The sequence below is a fragment of the Cryptosporangium sp. NPDC051539 genome (genome assembly GCF_044454545.1).
In the GTDB taxonomy this organism is placed as follows: domain Bacteria; phylum Actinomycetota; class Actinomycetes; order Mycobacteriales; family Cryptosporangiaceae; genus Cryptosporangium.
Window position 1 is genome coordinate 22,471 of the sequence record NZ_JBITDV010000024.1, and the last position, 21,136, is coordinate 43,606.

At 68.8% G+C, this 21,136-nt stretch carries 16 protein-coding genes and 2 pseudogenes; 12 read left to right on the forward strand and 6 right to left on the reverse strand.

Going from position 1 to position 21,136, the window contains the following annotated elements:
- Position 1 precedes the first annotated feature (1 nt).
- Genes ACIBZJ_RS42245 through ACIBZJ_RS42275 form a run of 7 tightly spaced genes read left to right on the forward strand, consistent with a single transcriptional unit; the run spans position 2 to position 6,814 of the window.
- Complete coding sequence (locus ACIBZJ_RS42245) at positions 2 to 1,450, forward strand: aldehyde dehydrogenase family protein (RefSeq protein ID WP_395939254.1); 1,449 nt, start codon at positions 2 to 4, stop codon at positions 1,448 to 1,450.
- Positions 1,447 to 1,947, forward strand: coding sequence for a cupin domain-containing protein (locus tag ACIBZJ_RS42250; RefSeq protein WP_395939255.1), 501 nt, complete (start codon positions 1,447 to 1,449; stop codon positions 1,945 to 1,947). Before ACIBZJ_RS42245 ends, ACIBZJ_RS42250 begins: the two co-directional genes overlap by 4 nt.
- Complete coding sequence (locus ACIBZJ_RS42255; RefSeq protein ID WP_395939256.1) at positions 1,947 to 2,915, forward strand: dihydrodipicolinate synthase family protein; 969 nt, start codon at positions 1,947 to 1,949, stop codon at positions 2,913 to 2,915. The genes ACIBZJ_RS42250 and ACIBZJ_RS42255 overlap by 1 nt, the downstream gene beginning before the upstream one ends.
- Positions 2,912 to 3,541, forward strand: coding sequence for a nuclear transport factor 2 family protein (locus tag ACIBZJ_RS42260; protein WP_395939257.1), 630 nt, complete (start codon positions 2,912 to 2,914; stop codon positions 3,539 to 3,541). The genes ACIBZJ_RS42255 and ACIBZJ_RS42260 overlap by 4 nt, the downstream gene beginning before the upstream one ends.
- Positions 3,534 to 4,733 (forward strand): FAD-binding protein, encoded by a 1,200-nt coding sequence (locus tag ACIBZJ_RS42265; RefSeq protein ID WP_395939258.1) that lies wholly within the window; start codon positions 3,534 to 3,536, stop codon positions 4,731 to 4,733. Before ACIBZJ_RS42260 ends, ACIBZJ_RS42265 begins: the two co-directional genes overlap by 8 nt.
- Before the next feature lie 11 nt (positions 4,734 to 4,744).
- Positions 4,745 to 5,962 (forward strand): FAD-dependent monooxygenase, encoded by a 1,218-nt coding sequence (locus tag ACIBZJ_RS42270; RefSeq protein ID WP_395939259.1) that lies wholly within the window; start codon positions 4,745 to 4,747, stop codon positions 5,960 to 5,962.
- Positions 5,963 to 5,971: 9 nt separating this feature from the next.
- A complete protein-coding gene (locus tag ACIBZJ_RS42275) occupies positions 5,972 to 6,814 on the forward strand; it encodes a hypothetical protein (RefSeq protein WP_395939260.1) in 843 nt (280 codons plus the stop codon).
- A gap of 23 nt (positions 6,815 to 6,837) precedes the next feature.
- On the opposite strand, the gene ACIBZJ_RS42280 is transcribed toward ACIBZJ_RS42275, so the two are convergent.
- Genes ACIBZJ_RS42280 through ACIBZJ_RS42290 form a run of 3 tightly spaced genes read right to left on the reverse strand, consistent with a single transcriptional unit; the run spans position 6,838 to position 9,360 of the window.
- On the reverse strand, positions 6,838 to 7,977 hold the full coding sequence (locus tag ACIBZJ_RS42280; protein ID WP_395939261.1) for a CaiB/BaiF CoA transferase family protein: 1,140 nt from the start codon (positions 7,975 to 7,977) through the stop codon (positions 6,838 to 6,840).
- Positions 7,974 to 8,399, reverse strand: a complete 426-nt coding sequence (locus ACIBZJ_RS42285; RefSeq protein ID WP_395939262.1) for a pyridoxamine 5'-phosphate oxidase family protein — start codon at positions 8,397 to 8,399, stop codon at positions 7,974 to 7,976. Before ACIBZJ_RS42285 ends, ACIBZJ_RS42280 begins: the two co-directional genes overlap by 4 nt.
- A gap of 25 nt (positions 8,400 to 8,424) precedes the next feature.
- Positions 8,425 to 9,360 carry a 2-hydroxyacid dehydrogenase gene (locus tag ACIBZJ_RS42290; protein WP_395939263.1) on the reverse strand — a complete coding sequence of 312 codons (936 nt, stop codon included), beginning with the start codon at positions 9,358 to 9,360 and terminating at the stop codon, positions 8,425 to 8,427.
- 92 nt (positions 9,361 to 9,452) lie between these two features.
- Between ACIBZJ_RS42290 and ACIBZJ_RS42295 the strand changes: the two genes are divergently transcribed.
- From ACIBZJ_RS42295 to ACIBZJ_RS42310, 4 genes are all read left to right on the forward strand, one after another.
- Positions 9,453 to 10,031: a hypothetical protein gene (locus ACIBZJ_RS42295; RefSeq protein WP_395939264.1), complete on the forward strand. Its 579-nt coding sequence runs from the start codon at positions 9,453 to 9,455 to the stop codon at positions 10,029 to 10,031.
- Between the two features lie 274 nt (positions 10,032 to 10,305).
- Positions 10,306 to 10,890, forward strand: a complete 585-nt coding sequence (locus ACIBZJ_RS42300; protein WP_395939265.1) for a transposase family protein — start codon at positions 10,306 to 10,308, stop codon at positions 10,888 to 10,890.
- 121 nt (positions 10,891 to 11,011) lie between these two features.
- A complete protein-coding gene (locus ACIBZJ_RS42305) occupies positions 11,012 to 12,262 on the forward strand; it encodes an IS256 family transposase (RefSeq protein ID WP_395939266.1) in 1,251 nt (416 codons plus the stop codon).
- On the forward strand, positions 12,259 to 12,456 hold the full coding sequence (locus tag ACIBZJ_RS42310; protein WP_395939267.1) for a hypothetical protein: 198 nt from the start codon (positions 12,259 to 12,261) through the stop codon (positions 12,454 to 12,456). Before ACIBZJ_RS42305 ends, ACIBZJ_RS42310 begins: the two co-directional genes overlap by 4 nt.
- 729 nt (positions 12,457 to 13,185) lie before the next feature.
- On the opposite strand, the gene ACIBZJ_RS42315 is transcribed toward ACIBZJ_RS42310, so the two are convergent.
- Entirely contained in the window at positions 13,186 to 17,211 is a 4,026-nt protein-coding gene (locus ACIBZJ_RS42315; protein WP_395939268.1) for a TIR domain-containing protein, read from the reverse strand.
- Between the two features lie 178 nt (positions 17,212 to 17,389).
- The gene (locus ACIBZJ_RS42320) at positions 17,390 to 18,040 is read right to left on the reverse strand and encodes an HNH endonuclease (RefSeq protein WP_395939269.1); all 651 of its coding nucleotides are present in this window, start codon (positions 18,038 to 18,040) and stop codon (positions 17,390 to 17,392) included.
- Between the two features lie 2,116 nt (positions 18,041 to 20,156).
- Between ACIBZJ_RS42320 and ACIBZJ_RS42325 the strand changes: the two are divergent.
- Positions 20,157 to 20,507, forward strand: a pseudogene (locus ACIBZJ_RS42325) (diguanylate cyclase domain-containing protein); the annotation flags it as partial.
- 36 nt (positions 20,508 to 20,543) lie between these two features.
- Here the strand turns inward: ACIBZJ_RS42325 and ACIBZJ_RS42330 are convergent.
- Positions 20,544 to 21,005, reverse strand: a pseudogene (locus ACIBZJ_RS42330) (hypothetical protein); the annotation flags it as partial.
- Positions 21,006 to 21,136 lie beyond the last annotated feature (131 nt).

Sequence of the window (21,136 nt, forward strand, 5' to 3'; positions counted from 1 at the left end):
TATGGACAGCTCCGTCCTGCCCGCGACACTCGACGACCAGTTCATCAATGGTCGGCCGGTCGCCGGAGCTCGCCGGTTCGAAGTCCGCGACCCCGGCCGCACCGCGGACGTCGTCGCCACGGTCGCCGAGGGCGGCCCCGAGGATGTCGACGCTGCGGTCGAGGCCGCGACCCGGGCCGGCCGGTCCTGGGCCGCGACTGAGCTCGACCTGCGCATCGAGCTCCTGACCGCAGCGATCGAGGCCGTTGAGGCCGACGCCCTCGCCGAGTTGCTGGCCCGGGAGAACGGTGGGACCCGGTTCGAGTCGACGATGGACCTGTCCCGTGGGCTGGCTCTGTTCCGTGACCTCCTCGGCCGCGCGGACCGCGTCCTCGCCGACCGGACCGTCACGGCCGACGGGTACCGCATCGTCACCGAGCACCGCCCGATCGGCGTGGCCGCGCTGATCGTCCCGTGGAACTCGCCGATCGTGCTCACGCTCCCCAAGCTCGCGCCGGCGTTGATCGCCGGAAACACCGTGGTCGTCAAGCCTTCCGTGCTCGCCCCGGTCACGCTCGGACGGGTGCTCCGCACGATCGCCGAGCGTCTGCCGGACGGCGTCGTCAACGTCGTCCACGGTGACGTCGAGGTGGGCAGCGCGCTCGTCGCGCACCCGGGCGTCCGCAAGGTGTCGTTCACCGGAAGCGTCGCGGTCGGCCGACAGATCATGGCCGCCGCGGCGGCCTCGGTGAAGCGGATCAGCCTGGAACTCGGCGGTAACGATCCCGCTGTCGTCCTCGACGACGTCGATCTGGCCGACGCCGCTCCGCTGCTGGCCCGGGGCGCCTACACGAGGGCCGGGCAGATCTGCTTCGCGGTGAAACGGGTTTACGTACCGCGCTCGCGGCACGACGAGGTGGTCGACGCGATCAGCGCGGCCGTCGACGGCTTCCGGGTGGGGCACGGACTGAACCCGGAGACGACGTTCGGCCCGCTGATCAGCGCGGCGGCCAAAGCCCGGGTCGAGGGCCTGATCGAGCGGGCGGGCGGACAGGTCCGGACGCTGGGCGCACCGACCGCCGAGGTCGACTGGGACGGCGGCCACTACCTGCTCCCGCGCTTGGTCACCGGCCTGTCCCAGGATGCCGAGCTGGTGGCTACCGAGCAGTTCGGCCCGGTACTCCCAGTGGTCGCTTACGACGACGTCGAGCAGGCGGTCGCCATGGCCAACGACTCCGGGTACGGCCTGTGCTCCTCGGTGTGGAGTGCCGATCCCGACCGTGCGCTCGGCGTCGCCCGGCGGCTCGAAGCCGGGGGCACGTTCCTCAACAGCCACAACGTCAGCTCGCTGTCGTTCGACATGCCGTTCGGCGGCGTCAAGCAGAGCGGCATCGGCCGCGAGCGCACCGACCTCGGCCTGCTCGAATACGTCGAAGAACACGCGATCCGCGTGCCGGAAGGAACCCGATGACCGACGTCGACCGAGAGCTCGCCGAGCTTCGGGCCCAGATCAAGGTCCAGCGCGAGCCGCTGCCCCGGCCGCCGGAGAACCTCGAGCTCGTCGTGCGCGAGAAGGACCTGTCCTGGTACACGCCGGCCGACAACCCGGCCCGGCTCGCCCCGGTGGTCGGGACGCCGATCAAGGCGTTCGAGCTGTGGCTGCAGGAGTTCGTGCCCGGCGGCTCGTCCGACATGCAGCGGCACCACCACGAGGCGGTGCACTACGTGATCACCGGCCAGGGCTACAGCGAGATCGGCGACCGCCGCTACGACTGGACGCAGGGCGACTTCGTCTGCGTGCCGCCGATGATGTGGCACCGCCACTACAACGGCAGCGGGACCGAGCCGGTCCGGATGCTGATCATCGAGAACTCGAAGCTGCTGGAAGCCCTCGGGCTCAACTTCCGCGACTCGGTCGGGCTGCTGACCTGGGACGAGTTGCAGACGAAGCTGGGCGGAGCACGCTGATGCGGCTGGCCACGGACGCGATTCGCGGCGTCTTCGCCATCATGCCGACCCCGGCACTGGACGGCGCCGACGACCCGGCGATGGCCGACACCCTCGACCGGGCCGAGACCGAACGGGCCGTGAACGCGCTGATCGCCGACGGCGTCGACGCGATCATGAGCACCGGAACGTTCGGCGAGTGCGCGACGCTGACCTGGGACGAGCTGCGCGACTTCGCCGACATCCTGGTCCGGACCGCCGCCGGCCGGGTCCCGGTACTGGCCGGGGCCACCACGCTGAACACCCGCGACACGATCACCCGGGCCAGGGCGCTGCGCGATCTGGGCGTCGACGGGTTGCTGCTCGGGCGTCCGATGTGGGCCCAGTGCGAGGGCGCGAACTTGGTCGGGTTCTACCGCGCGGTGGCCGAGGCGGTGCCCGAGCTCGGGATCATGGTCTACGACAACCCCGAGGCGTTCAAAGGCAAGATCAGCGCGGCCGACTACGCCGAGCTGGCGCGGATCCCCAACGTGGTCGCGGCCAAGTACCCGGTGTTCGGTCCGCAGTTCGGCCCGGACGTAGACGCGGTGGCCGGGGGGATGCGCCTGCTTCCGGTGGACCGCGACTGGTGCACGGCATTCGGGCTGTCCGACGACGTGGTGGCCTGCTGGAGCGGATCGGCGTCCTGCGGGCCACTCGCGCATGTCGAGATGGGTCGGCGGCTGCTCGGCGGCGACGTCGCCGGCGCGCAGGCGGTGGCCGCGGAACTGGGTGCGGCATCGGCGGGCTTTTTTCCCAACGGTTCGTTCGCGGACTTCTCCCGGTACAACATCCAGCTGGAGAAGATTCGCATCAACGCGGCGGGGTACGTGAAGGCCGGCCCGTGCCGGTCGCCGTACGCACACTGCCCACCCGAGTACGCCGAGGGCGCGGTGGCCTCCGGAAAGCGGTTCGCCGCACTCGACGCGTCGTACCGGAGCGCGCGATGAGCGACTTCGAAGACCGGTTCACGATCGCCGAGCTCGCGCAGACCGAGCGGATGGCGCGGGACACCAAACAATGGGACCTGATGGCGTCCTGCTACGTCGAGGCCAGGTCGCGGGTGTTCCTGTCCTGGATCGACGGCACCGCGGACGAGTTCATCGCGGCCTCCCGAAGGATGGGCGAGGAGCCGGGCGGCCACGCCCTGCACTCGAACGGGCCGTCGCTGGTGCGAGTCGAGGGCGATCGGGCACTGGTCGAAACGCCGTGCGCGATCCTGTTCCGCCGGGTGTTTTCCGGAGTCGCGTGCGACATGACGTCCTACTGCCGGCACCACTCCCGGGTTTCGCGGATCGACGGGGCCTGGCGTCTGGAGACGTTCGTGGGCGTGTACGAGAAGAACATGCTGGCGCCGGTGATCCCGGGAACGCCGTTGCCGCTGGACCTGGAATTGCTGGCCCGGATGCGGGCGTCCTACGCGTTCCAGTCGTACTTCCGGGCGCAGGAGGGTAAGCCGGTCCGGTCCGACCGGCCGGGCGTCGACCGGCCCGACCTGGTGACGCGCTTCCGCAACGCGGAGGAAGCGTGGCTGGCCGGTGCGGACGTGCCGCTGGGGGTCGGCGACGATGACTGATGTCGTGGTGGTGGCGGGCGGCGGTCTGGCCGGGCACGCGGCGGCGCTGGCCGCCGCTGAAGCCGGCGCGGACGTCGTCCTGCACGAGAAGCAGCCGGACGTCGGTGGCTCCTCGGCGCTGTCCGGCGGCGGGCTGCTGTTCGCGGGCACCGCGCTCCAGCGCGAGGCGGGCGTCGACGACTCGGCGGCGGCGCTGCGCGCCGATCTGGCCGAGGCCGGTCGGGGCGCGAGCGATCCGGTGCTGCTCGACGCGTACGCGGACGCCCAGGCCGGCACGTACGAGTGGCTGGCCGGTCTCGGGGCGGCGTTCACGCTGGTCGGCCCGCGCTTGCACGTGCTACCGCAGGGCGCCCTCGTGCGCCTGCTGCACGAGCGGGCATTGGCCTCGCCTCGGATCCGGTACCACGCGAATTCTTCGGTGACAGCCTTGCCGGGTGCACAGGTCGTGCTGGCCACCGGAGGGTTCTCCAGGAGCCCGGAGCTGATCGAGCGGCTGGCCCCGCAATGTGCGGGCGCGGTGCCGATGGGCGGTGCGGGCAACACCGGCGACGGCCTGCGGATGGCGCTGGACCGTGGGGCCGGGCTCGCCGGGATCGAGTACGTGGAGGCGTCGTTCGGCGCCTCGGTCACCCCGGGTGTCCCGCCGCGACTGCTCTACGCACAGTTCGACGGCGGGGTGATCGTCAACGCGGCCGGCGAGCGGTTCGCCGACGAGCGCAACGACATCAAGGCGCTCGGCCGGGCCTCCGCGGCCCAGCCCGGAGGAACCGTCTACCAGGTCTTCGACGCGTCGGTGATGGCGCTCTCGAAGGAGACGCCCGCGCCCCGGAACTTCGCCGCCGCCCTGCGCGACGGGCTGCTCGTCTCCGCGGCCTCCCGGCCCGAGTTGGCCGGCGTCCTCGGCGTGCCCGCCGACGCGCTGGAACGGTCGGCGAGCGGACTGACGAACCCGCCGTACTACGCCTACGCCTGCCGCGCAGGTCTGACCACGACCTACGGCGGCCTGCGGGTCGACGGATCGATGCGGGTGCTGGCCCACGACAGCGCGGTGATACCCGGGCTGTTCGCGGCCGGGGAACTCGTCGGTGGTTTCCACGGCGCCGGCTATCTGGTCGGCAGCGCCCTGGGCAAGGCCGCCGTCTTCGGCCGCCTCGCCGGACGCCACGCCGCCGCGCTCCCCGTCCTCTCGTGACCGGTCCACCCATGACCACGAAGCATCAGGAAAAACAGGTGATCACCATGCCGCGGAACTCCATTCGCGTCGCCATCGTGGGCGGCGGCATCGGCGGTCTGGCTGCCGCCAACGCGCTGCTGCACCGAGGCGTCGACGTCCAGGTGTACGAGCAGGCTCCCGCACTCGGCGAGGTCGGAGCCGGGGTGCTGATCACCCCGAACAGCTTGCGGCTGATGCACCGGATCGGGATCGGGGACGCGGTCGCGGCGGTAGGTGCCGGCGTCGGCGACGGTTCGCGCTACTACCGTGAGGACGGCTCGCTCGTCGCACCGATCCTGACCACCGACTCCAGCGGCTGGAACGGCATGTTCGGCGTCCACCGGGCCGACCTGGTCGACGTCCTCGCCGAGGCGCTTCCGTCCGAGAGCGTCCACACCGGGTACCGGGCTGTCGGGTTCTCGCAGGACGCCGACGAGGCGGTCGTCCGCTTCGACAACGGCGCCGAAGTGCGCGCCGATGCGGTGATCGCCGCCGACGGAATCCACTCCGTGCTGCGGAGTTGCGTCGCCGAACCGTCGGCGCCGATCGATTCCGGCTCGGTCGCGTACCGCGGCCTGGTGCCGGCCGAGCGGGTGCCGTGGTGGCCCACCGGGATCTCCCAGCTCTGGATGGGCGAGCAGCGGCACTTCCTGGTTTACCCGGTACGAGGTGGCACATTGATCAACTACGTCGGCTTCGTGCCGTCGCATGAGAAGGCAGCGGAGTCGTGGACGGCGCTCGGCGACATCGACGCCCTGCGCAAGGAGTTCGCGACCTGGGACCCGGTCATCCCGCGGCTGCTCGCGGAGGTCGAGACCACCAACTGGTGGGGCCTCTACGACCGGGACCCGCTGGCCAACTGGACCCAGGGCCGGCTGACGCTGCTCGGCGACGCCGCCCACCCGATGCTGCCGCACCTCGGTCAGGGGGCCAACCAGTCCATCGAGGACGCCGTCGCCTTGGCGGTCTTCGTCGGTCCGGCGACCCGGGAGAGCCTGCCCGAGGCGTTGCGCTGCTACGAGAACCTCCGTCGGCAGCGCACCCAGCAGGTGCAACTCGGCGCGCGGGCGAACGGCCGGCGCTACGACTCGCACTTCGAGGACCTCTCCGAACGGGACGCCGAAATCGCCGGGTCGGTGCGGTTCCGCTCGTGGCTGTACGACTACGACGCCGAGGCCGCCGCCTTAGAGGCACTGGCGGCAAGCTAGGAGGTTCACATGACGCCGGCCTACATCTGTCTGTCGCACAGCCCGTTCATGGCGGTTCCGCGCCTGGCCGACGCCGGGTACGAATACCGCGCGGCCGTCGACGAGGCCAGGAAATTCATCGGGGAGATCGCGCCCGACGTGGTGGTGATGTTCGCCCCCGACCACATGAACCTGCTCAACCAGGTGCGGCCGCCGTTCACCGGGATCCTCTCGGGTGACACCGTGCCGGAGTTCGACATCCCGCGCGTCTCCCTGGCGGTGCACCCGGTGGCCGAGCAGCTGTTCCAGGACGTCGTCGCGCGGGACGTCGACCTCGCCGTCGGGGAGGACGTGTCGGTCGATCACGGACTCGGGCTCACCTTGCTGCAGCTCTTCGACGCACCGGCGCAGGTCCCGCTGGTACCGATCGTCGTGAACGCGATCGGCTATCCGATCTTCCTGGTCGCGCGGGCGCGGCGGGTTGGGGAGGTGATTGGCGAGGCGCTGGCCTCCTTCGACGGGACCGTGCTGTTCATCGGCACCGGCGGACTGAGCCACAACCCGCCGTTCCCGGAGCCCGCGCCCGGCGCGAAGCGCTTCAGTCCGCAGGAGCGGGAGGCGTCCCTGGCGACCGCGCTCGACTACCTCGACCCGGACTGGGACCGCGGCCTGCTGGCCGAGATGTCAGCCGGCGACGCCGACTGTTTCAGCCGGCTGACCCAGCCGGAGCTCGACCGGCGCGGCGGTGGTGCGAACGAGGTCCGGACGTGGGCCGCGGCCTGGGCGGCCGCGGGCTCGCCGCCGGCCCGGTTCACGTCCTACGAGGCTGTTGAGCCCTGGATCACCGGCATGGGCGTCGCCTTCGGCGCCTAGGATCCGGCGCGCCCTGCGCTGGTTCAGGCCACCACTCCGGTGGCGCGGAGCGGGGCGATCTCCTCCGCGGTGACGCCGAGTTCCGTCAGTACGGCATCCGTGTCTTCACCGGGCGACGACGCCGGGCGTGGCGCCGCCGTCGGCGTGGCGCTGAAGCGGGGTGCTGGTGCGGGTTGTGGATGCCCGTCGGTGGTTCGGACGAAGGTCTTCCGGGCGGCAAGGTGGACGTCGTCCGGCGCTTCGTCCGGGCTGAGCACCGGGGTGACGCACGCATCGACGTCAGCGAACCGGCGGCCCCACTCGTCCCGGGGCCGGGCCGCGAACGCGTTCGCGAACGCTGTGCGCTGGTGGTCCCAGGTGGACGGATCCGTCTGCCGGGCGACGTCGATCACGTCGCTGAGCCCGAGTTCGGCCACCAGCGCGCGGAAGAACGGAGGCTCGCTGGCCCCGACCGCGACGAAGCCCTGATCCGCACACCGATACGTCGTGTAGTAAGGCCGCACGCCGCTGAACATGCTCGTGCCGCGCTCGCGTGGCCAGGTGCCCCGGGCGAGCATCCCGTAGGTCATCGCCATCATCAGGGCCGAGCCGTCGACCATCGCCGCGTCGACGTCCTGCCCGGCCCCGGAGATCCGCGCCTGCAGGACCGCGGCCAGGACCCCGACGGCCAGCAGCATTCCGCCGCCGCCGAAGTCGCCGAGCAGGTTCAGCGGCGGCAACGGCGGCGCGTCGGCGGTGCCGAGCGCTCCGAGTACACCGGACGCGGCCAGGTAGTTGATGTCGTGCCCGGCCCGTTGCGCGGCCGGGCCGGTCTGCCCGTACCCGGTCATCCGCCCCACCACCAGCCGGGGATTGACCGCTCGCAGGGCGTCCGAATCAAAACCGAGGCGATCGGCGACGCCGGGCCGGAAGCCTTCGATCATCGCGTCCGACCGGTCGATCAGACGTTTCACGAGCATGACGCCGTCAGCGGTCTTGAGGTCGGCCACCAGGGACCGCCGTCCGCGGCCGAGCACCGGGTTGCCGGGCCGGTCGATCTCGGCCGGCCGGTGGATCCGGACGACGTCCGCGCCCAGATCGGACAGCACCAGGCCGCAGAACGGCACCGGTCCCATGCCGCCGAGCTCCACGATCCGGAGGCCCGCGAGTGGTCCCGCGGTCATCGCCGGTGATCCCAGGAGCGGATCGTGATCGGTTCGACGAGGACGGCGAGGCGTTTCGCCATCGTCCGATCGACGTCCGCGGTCGCTTTGGTGGAGTACCGGCCGGCGACACTCTCGTGGACGAGGCGCTTCGTCGCCGGGGAGTTGTCCAGAACGGCGCGCCCGGCGATCTGGACGCCGCGTAGTTCTCCGTGCGTGGTGCCGGTGTCGACCAAAACGGTGAGTCGCGGGTCTCGCGCCAGATTGCGGGCCTTGACCGACTGCGACCGCACGGTGAAGGCAATCCGGCCGTCGTCGACGAAGCCGTACCAGACGACGGTGAGATGGGGTTGCCCGTCAGGCATGGTCGTCGCGACCACCATGCGCTGCCCGGGTACGACCAGCAGGTCGGGTAGATGTTCGCCTAGCGCCCAAACGTTCATCAAATGCAGAGTAGCGTCAGCGGCGTCACGCGTCGATAGGCGTGACGAGCCTGCCGCTGGTCAGGAACTCCTCGATGTTCCGGAGCACCAGGTCGGCCATCGCCTGCCGGCTCTGGATGGTGGCGCTCCCGATGTGCGGCGTGAGGACGACGTTGTCGTGGTCCCGCAGTGCTGCGGATACGTGGGGCTCGTGCGCGTAGACGTCCAGCCCGGCGCCGCCGACCCGACCGGCCACCAGCGCCTCGACTAGAGCCTCTTCGTCGACGATCGTGCCCCGCCCCACGTTGATCACAACGCCGTCCGGTCCGAGGGCATCCAGGACATCGCGATCGACGAGATGGTGGCTGGCGTCGCCTCCGGCTGCGGTCACGATCAGAGCGTCGACGTCGGCCGCCAGTTGCCGGACTGATGACGCATAGGGATACGGCACGTCGGCCGGCCGGCTGCGGTTGTGGTACCGGATCGCGCAGCGGAAGCCCGTGAGTCGGTCGGCCACGGCGCGCCCGATCCGGCCCAGGCCAACAATTCCCACCCGCGTACCGGTCACCTGCCGAGTCAGCGGAAAAGTGCCGTCCGTCGCCCATTTACCGGCCCGGACGTACCGATCAGAGGCACTGATGCGGCGGAACACGTCGATGAGCAAGCCGACGGTGAGGTCGGCGACGCAGTCGTTCATCATGTCCGGTGTGTTGCTGATGGCCACCCCGCGAGCTCGGGCGGCCACCAGGTCGGTGGCGTCGTACCCGACGCCGCAGGTGACGATCGCGCCCAGGCGGGGGAGCGCTGCGAGGAGACCGGCGTCGACGCCGGTGACCCCGGTCGTGACCGCGACGGTCACATCAGAGCCGTGCGCGCGGAGAAACGCTTCGCGGTCGTGTTCGGGTAGAATCCTGGCCCCGAATCGTTCGCGCAGTGCGCTCGGAAGACCACCGGACAGACGTGCGACCTGGAGTACCTTCATGCCGCCGATGGGCGCACCATTGTTAGCTGGCGCATCGTTTGGTCCGTCTGACAGTAGGCGGCGGTGAGGGCTTCGCTCGGGCGGCTCTTGGCGTGGAGGTCGGCGAGGTTACCTTCGACGGTGCCTACTACTTCCACGGCACTCGCGTGATGCGTTCGCATGCCTTTCTCGAAGAGGGAATCTTGCCGCTGGGCGCAGTTCTCGACCGTCTCTGGAAGGACTTGTACGGGCTCTGCTCCGGGGCGGTGACGCCGTCACGGTGGAGCGCGCTCCGGGAGGAGTCGGAAGGCGACGCTCCGAGCCCGATGCGCGGTAAGCACGGCGCCTACCTGTACCGGATGAAGTTCGTGGATGGGTTCCACTTTGGCCCGTATGCCTCGTTGGTGCGCGCCCATGCGATGAACCCGATCGACGGTGAACACGACTACGTGAAGTCGCCGGAGATCGTTGAGGACATCGCACGGTGTCTCGAGCTCGACCTGCAGGAACTATTCGAAGCCCGAGTCCGAAGCTGTGTAGTGAAGTTCTTCCATCGCGACGTGGATTTGCATGCCGTTGAAACCCGCGACGTTGTTCGTTTTGGGCCGGCTTCACGGACGGCCACTCGGTCGCAGCACCGTGTACGGCCTCGATTGTCGCGGTGCTGTGCCCGCCGCTGGCGGCCGGTGTAGCGGGGATTGGCCAGGATGCTGGCCACTGAGGTGATCTCAACGATTTCGCGTGGTGAAGTCCGGCGACACGCGCAATCGGGGCTGATCGGGCAGTGGTAGCTGAGGACGTGGGGTCCTCAGTAGACAGAAATCACCACAAGATCAGCCCAGACCGAGGACCCCACGTGATCGCCTATCGTGCCATGCTCGACGTCCCCGGGAACTGGTGTCCTGCCTGGCCGGGCTGCTGCGCGCGCAGCGCCGGACCCGCCGTACTCCGGCTGGAAGCAGGGTGTTGACCAGCCGGGAACAGGCGATCTTCGCCCTGGTGTGGTTCCGCAAACGCGAGGACCTCACGCTGCTCGCCGCGGGATTCGGGATCTCCCGGGCCACCGCCTACCGCTACCGCGACGAGGCGATGTACGTCCTGGCCGCCCAGGCACCCGATCTGCGCGAAGCCCTCGAACGCGTCGCTGCCGAGGGCTGGGCGCACGTGATCCTCGACGGGAAAGTCTTCGACACCGACCGGGTCGCCGAGACCACCACCAGCGTCAAAGGCGACACGATTCATGCGTGGTGTTCCGGCAAACACCGGGACTTCGGCGGCAACGTGCAAGCGGTGATGCGTCCCGACGGTCTCCCGATCTGGGTCTCGGAGGTTTTCCCGGGGCATCTGCACGACCAGACGGTGGCCACCGATAGCGGCGCGCTCGGCGCCCTGTACTGGGCCGCAGCGCACCTCGACCTGCCGACCCTGGCTGATCTGGGCTACGAAGGCGCAGGCCAGGGCGTCCACACTCCGATCAAGAAGCCCGCCGGCGACCAGGTTCTGGACACCGACAACCGTACCTACAACCGCCTCCAACAGTTGCGTCCCTGATAGTGGTGTGACGCGGTTGGCGTGATCGTCGGGCGGCCCGGTTGGGCTGAACGAGGAACGCGGCCATCGCGTGATCTTTCGAGCGAACCTCTCACAGCACTCTCGAAAGGGCATCGACGCGATGACCGCACCACACATGATCGACCCTGGCCGCCTGCTGGGCCAAGCCCTCTCCGACGCCTCCCCGGACCTGATGCGTTCGTTGTTGTCCACGGTGATCAACGCGCTGCTCTCCGCCGACGCCGACGCGGTCTGCGGCGCCGAATACGGCACGAGTTCTCCGGATCGGGTCAACACCCGCAACGGCTACCGCCACCGCGACCTGGACACCCGCGTCGGCACGATCGACGTCGCCATCCCGAAACTCCGCACCGGGTCCTACTTCCCCGAGTGGCTCCTCGAACGCCGCAAACGCGCCGAGACCGCCCTGATCAGCGTCGTGGCGACCTGCTATCTGCTCGGCGTCTCGACCCGGCGGATGGACAAACTCGTCCAGTCCCTCGGTATCACCAGCCTGTCCAAGTCCCAGGTCTCACGGATGGCCACCGACCTGGATGAACAAGTCACCGCGTTCCGCACCCGCCCGCTCGAGGAGTCCGGGCCGTTCACGTTCGTGGCCGCCGACGCGCTGACGATGAAGGTCCGCGAACACGGCCGCGTCGTCAACGCCGTCGTCCTCGTCGCGACCGGTGTGAACGCCGGCGGGCACCGCGAGGTCCTCGGCGTCACCGTCGCCACGAGCGAAACCAAACAGGCGTGGAACATGTTCCTCGCCGATCTGGTCGCCCGCGGTCTGACCGGCGTCGCGCTGGTCACCTCCGACGCCCACGCCGGGCTGGTCGAGGCGATCACGGCGAACCTGCCCGGAGCGACCTGGCAACGCTGCCGCACCCACTACGCCGCGAACCTCATGAGTGTCTGCCCGAAGTCGGCGTGGCCAGCGGTCAAGACGATGCTGCATTCGGTCTATGACCAGCCCGAGGCCACCGCGGTGCACGCCCAGTTCGACAAGCTGCTGGACTCCGTCGCCGCGAAACTGCCGGCCGTGGCCGGGCACCTGGACGCCGCCCGCGCCGACATCCTGGCCTTCACCGGGTTCCCGAAAGAGATCTGGCGGCAGATCTGGTCGAACAACCCCAACGAACGGCTGAACAAGGAGATCCGGCGTCGCACCGACGTCGTCGGGATCTTCCCCGACCGGGACGCGGTGACCCGCCTGGTCGGCGCCGTCCTGGCCGAACAACACGACGAATGGACCGAAGGCCGCCGCTACTTCTCCCTCGACGTCCTCACCCGCGCCCAGCTGCACCCTCTGGACCCGCCGGCCGCCACCGACACCGCCCTGCCTGAACTGGAGACCACAGCAGCATGACCAGCCCGACCCCCAGCCCGTTGCCCAACGCTGACCAGCGCGCCGCGTTCAACGCCGCCCAGCTCCACACCGGAGCCGAGACCGGCTTCTGGGACGACCACGGCCGCCCCGCACCCTGGCCCGACGACATCGATCAATGGCAGCCCGCCACCGGCGAACCCATCAACCACCAACCCGGACAATCACCCTTCTGACCCCGCATCAACTCGAAGATCAACCGAAACACCACGTCCAGGGACTTGACCAAGGCCTGGGCCGGGCTGGCGAGACCAAGCGTGGCCAGCCCGGTGACAGTAGCCAGAACGATGCTGGCCGCACGTATTTTGGTGATCCTCGTCGAGTTCCTTCGCATCGGGAGTGAAGAAGAGGGTCACATCGAGGGCTGAAACGGCGCTGAACCGGCGTCAGCGCAGGCAGCCTGCGCTCGTGGTCGGCCCGAGACCGGGACGAGCCCCCACGAATTGGAGCGGAGCGCCTTACTCACAGCCGCGACGAGTCCGATGAGGAACCGTGCGATCGTTGCCAGTCTGGAGCGCAGGGTAGAGGCGATCTCCTCGTCGAGGCGGCGTCCGTGCAGGTAAGTGGCATCCGAGCGAAGGAACACACAGCTCAATGTGCTCTCGGTCAGCACCGCTATCCACACGGCTCCGGGTCAGTGGGCCTACCCGCGCCGAGCCGAACTGGACCACGTCATCCCCTGATACCTGGCCGCCGGGTATCTCGACCGCGCGGACCGGCGCACGTTCCGCGTCGACTGGATTACTCTGCGGACGCCCAACGGTCTTCGCTTCGCCACGGGTGAGGTGCCGGCGGCGACGTCGCGTCGTAAGTGACCGTTGCGCTCCGCGGCTCGGACGAGGGGAACTGTCGCGTTGAGTCCAACTGCACCGATAAAGCCAGTTGGTGGCGAGACTGTTATTTGCTCATCGACAGGGATGCTGGAGCGGCAGCCCTGGGGCGTAGAGTTGCCACGTAGTTTTGTCTAGAGGCTCGGGCACACGTTGACAGGCTTCCTTTGCGGGGTTCTGCGTCAGGTCACGCAGCCATGTCGTATCCCATAGCTTTGCCGCGTCGTCGCCGGTGGCCAGAGTGTGGCCGTCCGGGCTGAACGCCACCGATTTCACGGCTCCGGTCTGGCTGGTCAACGGTGCTCCGAGGAGCCGAGCTTGTGCACGGTCGGTCAGGTCCCATAACCGGACCGACCCACCGTCGTTGCCGGCGTCGCCACCGATGGCCAGGGTGCGCCCGTCCGGGCTGAATGCCACCGACTGCACGGCATCGGTGGTGTTGGTCGGGGGTGATCCGAGGGGTTTGGTGCGGGTTCGGTCGGTCAGGTCCCACAACCGCACCACACCATCGGCGTCCCCGGTGGCCAGGGCGTGCCCGTCGGGGCTGAACGCTATCGAGGTCAACGTACCGGTCTGGGTGGTCAGTGGTGTTCCGAGGAGACGGGGATGTGCACGATCGGTCAAGTCCCACAACAGCACCACGCCGCCGGCGTCGTTGGCGCCGCCGGTGGCCAGGGTGTGCCCGTCCGGACCGAATACCACCGCGGTCACGGAGCTGGTGGAGGTCGGCGGCGATGCGAGGCGCCTGGGGCGGCTGCGGTTGGTCAGGTCCCATAACTGCACTGCACCGCTGGCGTTGCCGACGGCCAGGGTGTGCCCGTCCGGGCTGAATGCCACCGAGTTCACGGGACCGGTCTGGACGGGCAGTGCTGATGCGAGGGTCTGGGTTCGGATTCGGTCGGTCAGGTCCCACAACCGCGCCACACCGTGGTCGTCCGTGGTGGCCAGGGTGTGTCCGTCCCGGCTGAATGCCACCGATTCTGTGGTACCGGTCTGACTGATCAGCGGTGATCCGAGGGGACGGGGATGAGCACGGTCGGTCAGGTCCCACAACTGCACGATGCCGCCGTGGCCATTGGCTCCACCGATGGCCAGAGTGCGCCCGTCCGGGCTGAACGCGGAGTGCACGGAGCCGGTCTGGCCGGTCAGCGGTGATCCGAGCGGGCGGGGATGAGCCTGGTCGGTCAGGTCCCACAATTGCACCGCACCGCCGTTGCGGCCGATGGCCAGGGTGTGTCCGTCCGGGCTGAATACCATCGAGCTCACGGAGCTGGTGCCGGCCAGTGATGGTCCGAGGGGCTGAGCGTGGCTGGGGCTGGTCAGGTCCCATAGCCGCACCGTAGGTCCATCCTCGTAGGCGGCGTTGATGGCCAGGGTGTGCCCGTCCGGGCTGAACGCCACAAAGTAGTAGTAAAGGGTTTTGCTGGCCAGCGGTGATCCGAGGAGGCGGGGATGAGCCCGTTCGGTCAGATCCCACATTTGCACCCCACCGCCGTAGTCGCCGATGGCCAGGGTGCGCCCGTCTCGGCTGAACATCATCGAGTCCGCGTCGCGCGCTTTGGAGCCGCTCCGTAACGATCCGAGGAGGCGGGGATGAGCCCGTTCGGCCAGATCCCACATCTGCACAACATCGCTCGCGCCGCCGCCGCCGATGGCCAGGGTGTGCCCGTCCGGGCTGAACGCTAGCGAGTTGAAGGAACTCGTGCCGGTCAGCGGCGGTCCGAGCGGACGCGGATGGGCGTGGTCGGTCAGATCCCACAGCTGCACCGCACCACCGGCTCCGCTGGTGGCCAGCGTGTATCCGTCCGGGCTGAATACCGCCGACCCCCCACCGCGGCCGCCCGGAAGCTGGGTGGAGGGAACGCTGACCAGCAGAGTGTTGGCGAGATGGTTGCGGGTTTCCGGCCCGGGGTTGAGGGCCTCGGCAGCAGTGTCGAGTTGGATGGCGAGGCAGCCATCGATGTCGCGGACGTACTCGGCCTCGGAGTTGAGAGCTCGGGCGGCGGAGATGCGTCGAGCGTCGAGCGTCGATCGTCGCTGAAAGATCGCGGCGCTCGCGGCGACTAGCGCGAGAGCGAGGAAGATCGAGAGAACCGCGATGGTGCGGGTTCGCGCTCGACGGGCCTGTCGTTGCCGGCGTTGCTCCAGCTGGTGTTGCCGGCGGGCATGGGCGGCCGAAGCGGTCAGAAACGCTACGGCCTCGGGCGGCAGGTCGGCCTCGTCAGCGGCGGCAGTGACCGCGGCGGCCGTAATGCTGGGCATTGCGCCCATCGCCGCGAAAGTGGTTTCGATCCGCCGGTCGTTCCAGAGCATGGCCTCTGTGCGGCCGCCTCTGCGCCAGTCCTTGGCAGCTTGGTCGACGGTGCGCGCGGCGTGCAAGGTGTTGGCTCGTGCGGTGAGCACGGTGTCGAACAGAGGCCATGCGGTCAGCAGCGCCTCGTGCGTGAGACCCACGTGCGGGAGGCGCACGCCAGGGTCCGCATCGTTGTCGTGTTTGTCCTGGTCGAGTAGTCGTTCCTGGATCAGGATCTTGGCTGCGCTCTGCAGCGGGACAGGGAGCCGGTCGGTGCGCACCCGGCGGCGAGCGCGGCGGCCGTCGGAGTCGATTGTGACCAGCCGGGTCAGTCCGTCCAGGACTTCGGTTTGGGTGAGCCCGGCAGCCTGCGCGGCGGCGTGAAGGGCGGTATCGGCGTGACGCGCCAACGCTCCGGCGACTCCGCCCAGCTCCTCGTAGCGGCGTGCGGAAAGCGATTGCCCGTGTTCGAGGCCGTCTGCGAGTTCGTGCAGGGTGAAGGCCAGGAGGGGGAGTGCTTGCCCATCGCCGGTGTCGGTCACCAGCCGCCGGGTCAGTTCCTCCTCGACCACCAGGCCGGCGACGTGGGCCGGGCCGGTGATCACCAACGGCAACAGTCCTGCGGGCATCGGCCGTAGCGGGAACACCTCAACACGGGCGTCGGCCAGCGCGGCCAGACTCAACAAGTCGTCGACGAAGTCCGCGCGGGCGGTAGCAACGATCCGCGCTAGCCCGCGATCGATCGCGTCGGAGACCGCGGTGAACAGCCACGCACCCGCCTCGGCCCCGGCGGGGGTGATCAGCTCCTCGGCCTGGTCCACCGGTAGCAGCAGCCGGCGGCTATCGGAGCCTCCGACCGCGGACAACAGATCCTCTGTCACCGCGGCCATGCCTCCGCTCTGCTCCTGAGACAGGAGCCGGGCTCGGAGCTTCGAGGCCGACCACGCGCCCGCGTCCAGGCCGGCACCGGAGGCTGTTGCGGCCAGAGACCGCGCGAGCGCACCGACCGGATCGCCTGCCGGGGCGAACGCCTCGGCCACCAGCCACGCCGGATCATCGGCCAGCCCCGGCAACAGCCCGGCGCGGATCAGCGAAGATTTCCCGCACCCTGAGCGGCCTGTGAGCATCAGCAGGCCCGGTCCATCCGGGCGAGCCGCCGCCGCGACGCTCTTACGCAGCTGGCCGATCTCTGTGTTGCGACCGAAAAATAACTGCTGCCGCCCGGCGGTGAACGCCTCTAACCCTGGGTAGGGGTTCGTGCCCTCTTTCCATCTGGCGCGGCCCCCGGCTTGCCAACGCCGCAATGTCTCTACCAGCCCCGTCCGCGTCGCTTCGGCATCGGCGCCGTAGTCCACGTACTGCACGCGTGAGGGCTCCAGCATCGGATGCTCGGCGCCGGTCTCGGCACGGACCGGCACCAGCAGGCACCCCAGCGCATCGCCGATACCGATCTCCACCGCACACCACATCGAACGCGCGAACGCGCCGGTCACCACGCACACCACCGCGTCGGCGGCGCGTAACTCGCTAAAGAGGCGATGCCTCCACACCTCGCCGCCTGCGATCCCGTCAAGGACGTCAGCGGCCAGGTAAGCCTGATGTCCCGCGTCGGTGATCCACGTATACAACTGCTGGGCCACAGGCAGGTCCTGCGACGCGTGGCTGACGAAAACTCGCACCCCGGCCCCTGACTCGATCCCCGCGACTGCCAGTGGCGGCAAGGTACACCCGCCGCGACGAGGCCGAGACAAATGGGTCGCCCGCGAAGACCGGCGTGCCACGGCATCGCTGGCTCCGCCGGCTGGCATTTGCTTGCGCGGATCACTGTCCGGCCCTGGGTGGAGGAGCAGGCAGGACCGCGGCTCACTCCTCGATCTCCGCTGTCGACAAGTGCGCCGCTGGTCAGGCGGACGGTCGGTCCTCAAGCAACGAATGCGGTGCAGCGGACGGCGAGAGTGGTGCCGACGGGCGCAGGCCCGTGTCCTCCTACATCCCTGCGGTTGCGCGCTTCTGGTGCAGTTCCTCTACCGACAACCAGGGTGACCGATAGTGGATCATTCGATGGCAATTCGAGCATAATAAAGCGAGGTCGCTCAGGCTCGTCTTGGTCGGACCCGAGTCGGCGAGCGGTCGCCTGTGGTGACATTCAATGAAGTCGGCTCCATGGGGGCCGTACGCCACCTCGAAGTCGAACTGGCAAACCTCGCATGAAAGGGCTGCGCCAGCCTTCCGAACCGCCGCGATCTTCTTGGAGCGAAGTTTCCTGTCGCGTTCTCGCGTGTAGTGCCAGCGAGCCAGCAGAGTGCCTTCGTCCGCCACAATTTCATTTGGCTGATTAAAGTCAAGGACTAATGGTGCCTGGTCAACATCGACCAGCTCCGACGTCACGCCCTCCAGCACATGCCTACATTCGACGATCCAGGCCAGATCGTCGCCCCTGACCGTTCCTCGACTCGAAGAGAAGGTTCGGCAGGAGTTGCGAATCTTTACGAGGTTGAGCGAACCTCCCTTGGGCTCGGCTTCAGGATGGTGTATCCATGATCCGACGATTTCTCGTTGCCGAACAGATCGTGGTGGCGGCAGAACCGATTTGAAGGCGAAATCATCGAGGTCCGGATAGTCTGCCCATTCGGCCATCTCGAGGCTCCCTCGTTCGCTGCGCGTTCCGGCTATGGCCCCGTCTTCGGTGGTGGTGGAACCCTGGGTCGGGCTGGCGCGTTCAGGTGTCACCGTAGCGGGCGAGTAGCGCCCTCTACGGTGGCACGACACGGTAGGTGCGCGTCGACTCACGCATATCGTGGTGGGTGCGCATCCAGCTGGACCACCACCGAGCCGACCGACGCGCCCCAGCAGCGGCCCGCCGCCGTCGGCACGGCGACAGCCTGATCGGCGCCTGCCCGCAAATGACTGGGCTGAGCGCTCGGATCCGGGAATTCGCTCACACTGTCGCTGAGCGCCGGGCCTGTGGCGGCGTCCGCGCGATGCGCCGTCGTCGGCGGGGCTCCCAGCGCTGCTGGCTGCCGCCCGACGCCGTTGAGTCTGGGCGTGACCATCCATAATGGTGTCACGGTCGGCGTCCGGGTGGCCCGGAAGTTTGACTGCAGAGGTCAGATCATGGTCGCGATCAGCGGTGATAGGCCCTCGTGCCCGCCGTATCGGCGGACACGGCCGTCGCGTTGTTCGAAGCCGACGCGGTCGGCCGGGGTGTTCCAGTGAATAATGGTGTGACACGACCAGTGGAAGTCGACGCCTTCTTGGTCGACGCTTGTGGGTGCCAGGACGAATAGCAGAAGGCACTCTTGACGGCGCTCGGGTTGGCGGGCGTCGTCTGCGGCTTGGCGTTTACTGCCTAGCGCAACGCGAGACGGCTGCTGATGCGGAGAGTTTCCGGCCATTAATGTGCAGTCGGAGTCATCGCGGATAGCGCCGCGCCGATCGACTTAGCGGTTTGAACGGCCAGGAAGAGCAGCGCACCGGTGCCGAGCGTCGCAACGAGGACCTCACGCCATGACGTCTTCTCGCGCTGCAAGAATGGCTGAATTACCCGTCTCGTAGCTACATTGGGAGTCGGCGTTCTCGGCTTCCGCGACAGCAATGGGCGCCTCGGTCGCGAGGAACTGATCGTCGCGACCGCAGCCGCGTCGGCCCTCCTCAACGGAAATCCGCAGTGCGGGAGGAGAGGTTCCATGACTCCTGATCAGAGTGCCCGCATCCGTGCGCCGTACGTCCATGTCGCACTCGTTATGCAGGCACGTCGTGGTGATCGGAGCGCAATCCGCGGTGACACCGACCCTCTGCTCGACCCCAGCCGATCGGCTCCAGTGACGCAATGCTGGTTCACCAAGCAAGCGACCGCTCGTGTGACGATGCTGCGGATGTCTTCTGAGCCCGCTCAGGTTTCGTACGAAGCCGACCGATCAGGAGTGCGTCGGAACCGTGACCGGGCGATGGGGTGATACGCGTCGTGAGCCGCGGGTGGTGGATGTACGCGGGTTTCGGGACGCTGTAAGCGCTCACGCTTGCGCTGTGGGGCGTCGCGTCCGCCGGGGCATCGTTGGACCCCGATCACGTCAGCCGGTTGGGCCGCGGGCTGTTCGGGCTGGTCGGCCTGATCGCGGCGGTCGGGGCCGCACGGACCCCGGGGCTTCCGCTGCGGTCCCGGCGCGCCTGGTGGATGGTGGGCGCGGCCTGCGCTCTGCTGGTGATCACCCCGCCGGTCGTGCTGCTGCTGGAATCCGAGGGGATCACCCCGACGGTCGACGTCACACACGTGCTGTTCGTCGCGGCGGTGTTCGTCGCCCTGCAGATGTTCCCGTTGCGGCGCACCTCTCGCCGCGGCCGGTGGCTGACCGCGTTGGACACGCTGACCGTCGTCACCGGCGGAACCATGATCCTCTGGTACACCGCCTTCGGGCCCTACGTGGCCGCGCACGGCCTGTCGCTACCCGTGCTGGTCTCCATCGGGGTCTACCCGGTCGCCGACATCGCGTTGCTCTACAGCGTGGCGCGTCTGCTGCTGCACGGCGCGGACACCGCCGCACAGCGTCCGCTGCGGATCCTTGCCGCGGGCACGCTGGTCCTCTTCACCGGTGACGTCGTCCACGGCTACCTGCAGCAACGTGGCCTGGATCATCTCGACTCGCCGTGGCAGTTCCTGTGCTGGGTCACCGCCGACGCACTGCTGGCGCTGGCCACTGCCGAACAAAGCCGGTCAGCGGCCCGGCCCGCCCCGATGGCATACGCGGGCCGGCGCATGGCCACCTACCTGCTCCCGGTCGCTGCCGTCGCGGTCAGCGACGTTCTCATCCTCGTCGCCGCGTTCCGCGCCGGTGCCTTCTATCCCTGGGGCGGGCTGGTGCTCGGTGTCACCGCGCTCAGCGCGCTGGTCCTGTTCCGTCAGATCGTGGTGCAGCAGGAGAGCGACGAGCGTGCGGTCACCGACGGGCTGACCGGCCTGGCCAACCGGGCACGCATCCACACCGGCTTGACCCGCGCCCTGGCCCGCGGCGCCCGCACCGGCCGCTTCACCGCCGTGCTGGTCATCGACCTGAACAGGTTCAAAGACGTCAACGACACTCTCGGCCACTCCGCTGGCGATCAGTATCTGATCGCGTTCATAGCAGACCGCCGCGGCGTGCTTGCAGGGAACGCTCCAGTCCGGGCAGGAGCAGTCCATCCCGAGCTGAGTGGTCGAGGTGGGGAACAACGGCGTTCCGCACCCGGCGAAGACGTCCTCGATCTCCGGGGGCAGCTCACCGGCCAGCAGCGCGGCCCGGTACAGCGCTGCCGCGGCGAAAGCCGCCTCGACCCGGGCCCATTGCCGATCGGTCAGCGCTGGCACGACCAGCTTCACCGCGTACGGGCGGCGCCGGCTGCCCTGGACGTCGGCGTACATGGTGCCGGACCCCACCGCCAGGCTGAGCACCTGGCCCTGCCGGGCGTAGGAGCGGCCGCGGGCCAGCCGTCCGCTGAGATCCAGTGACTCGAGCACCTGGAGGAAACGGCGTGACCACCAGGTGGTGCCGATGCGGCCTCGCTGGCTACGCAGGCTGATCCCGCCGTCGGCGCGGCGTGGCTTGGAGCTGTAGTAGTCGAAGGCCATCGTCGCTACTCCGATACCGCGTCGGGAGAAAGAGTGATCAGATCGCGCAGCTCGCTGACGCTCAGCTCGGTCAGCCAGCCCTCGCTGGTGCCCACGATGCGTCTGGCGGGGCGGTAACCTTGGCGAGCCGG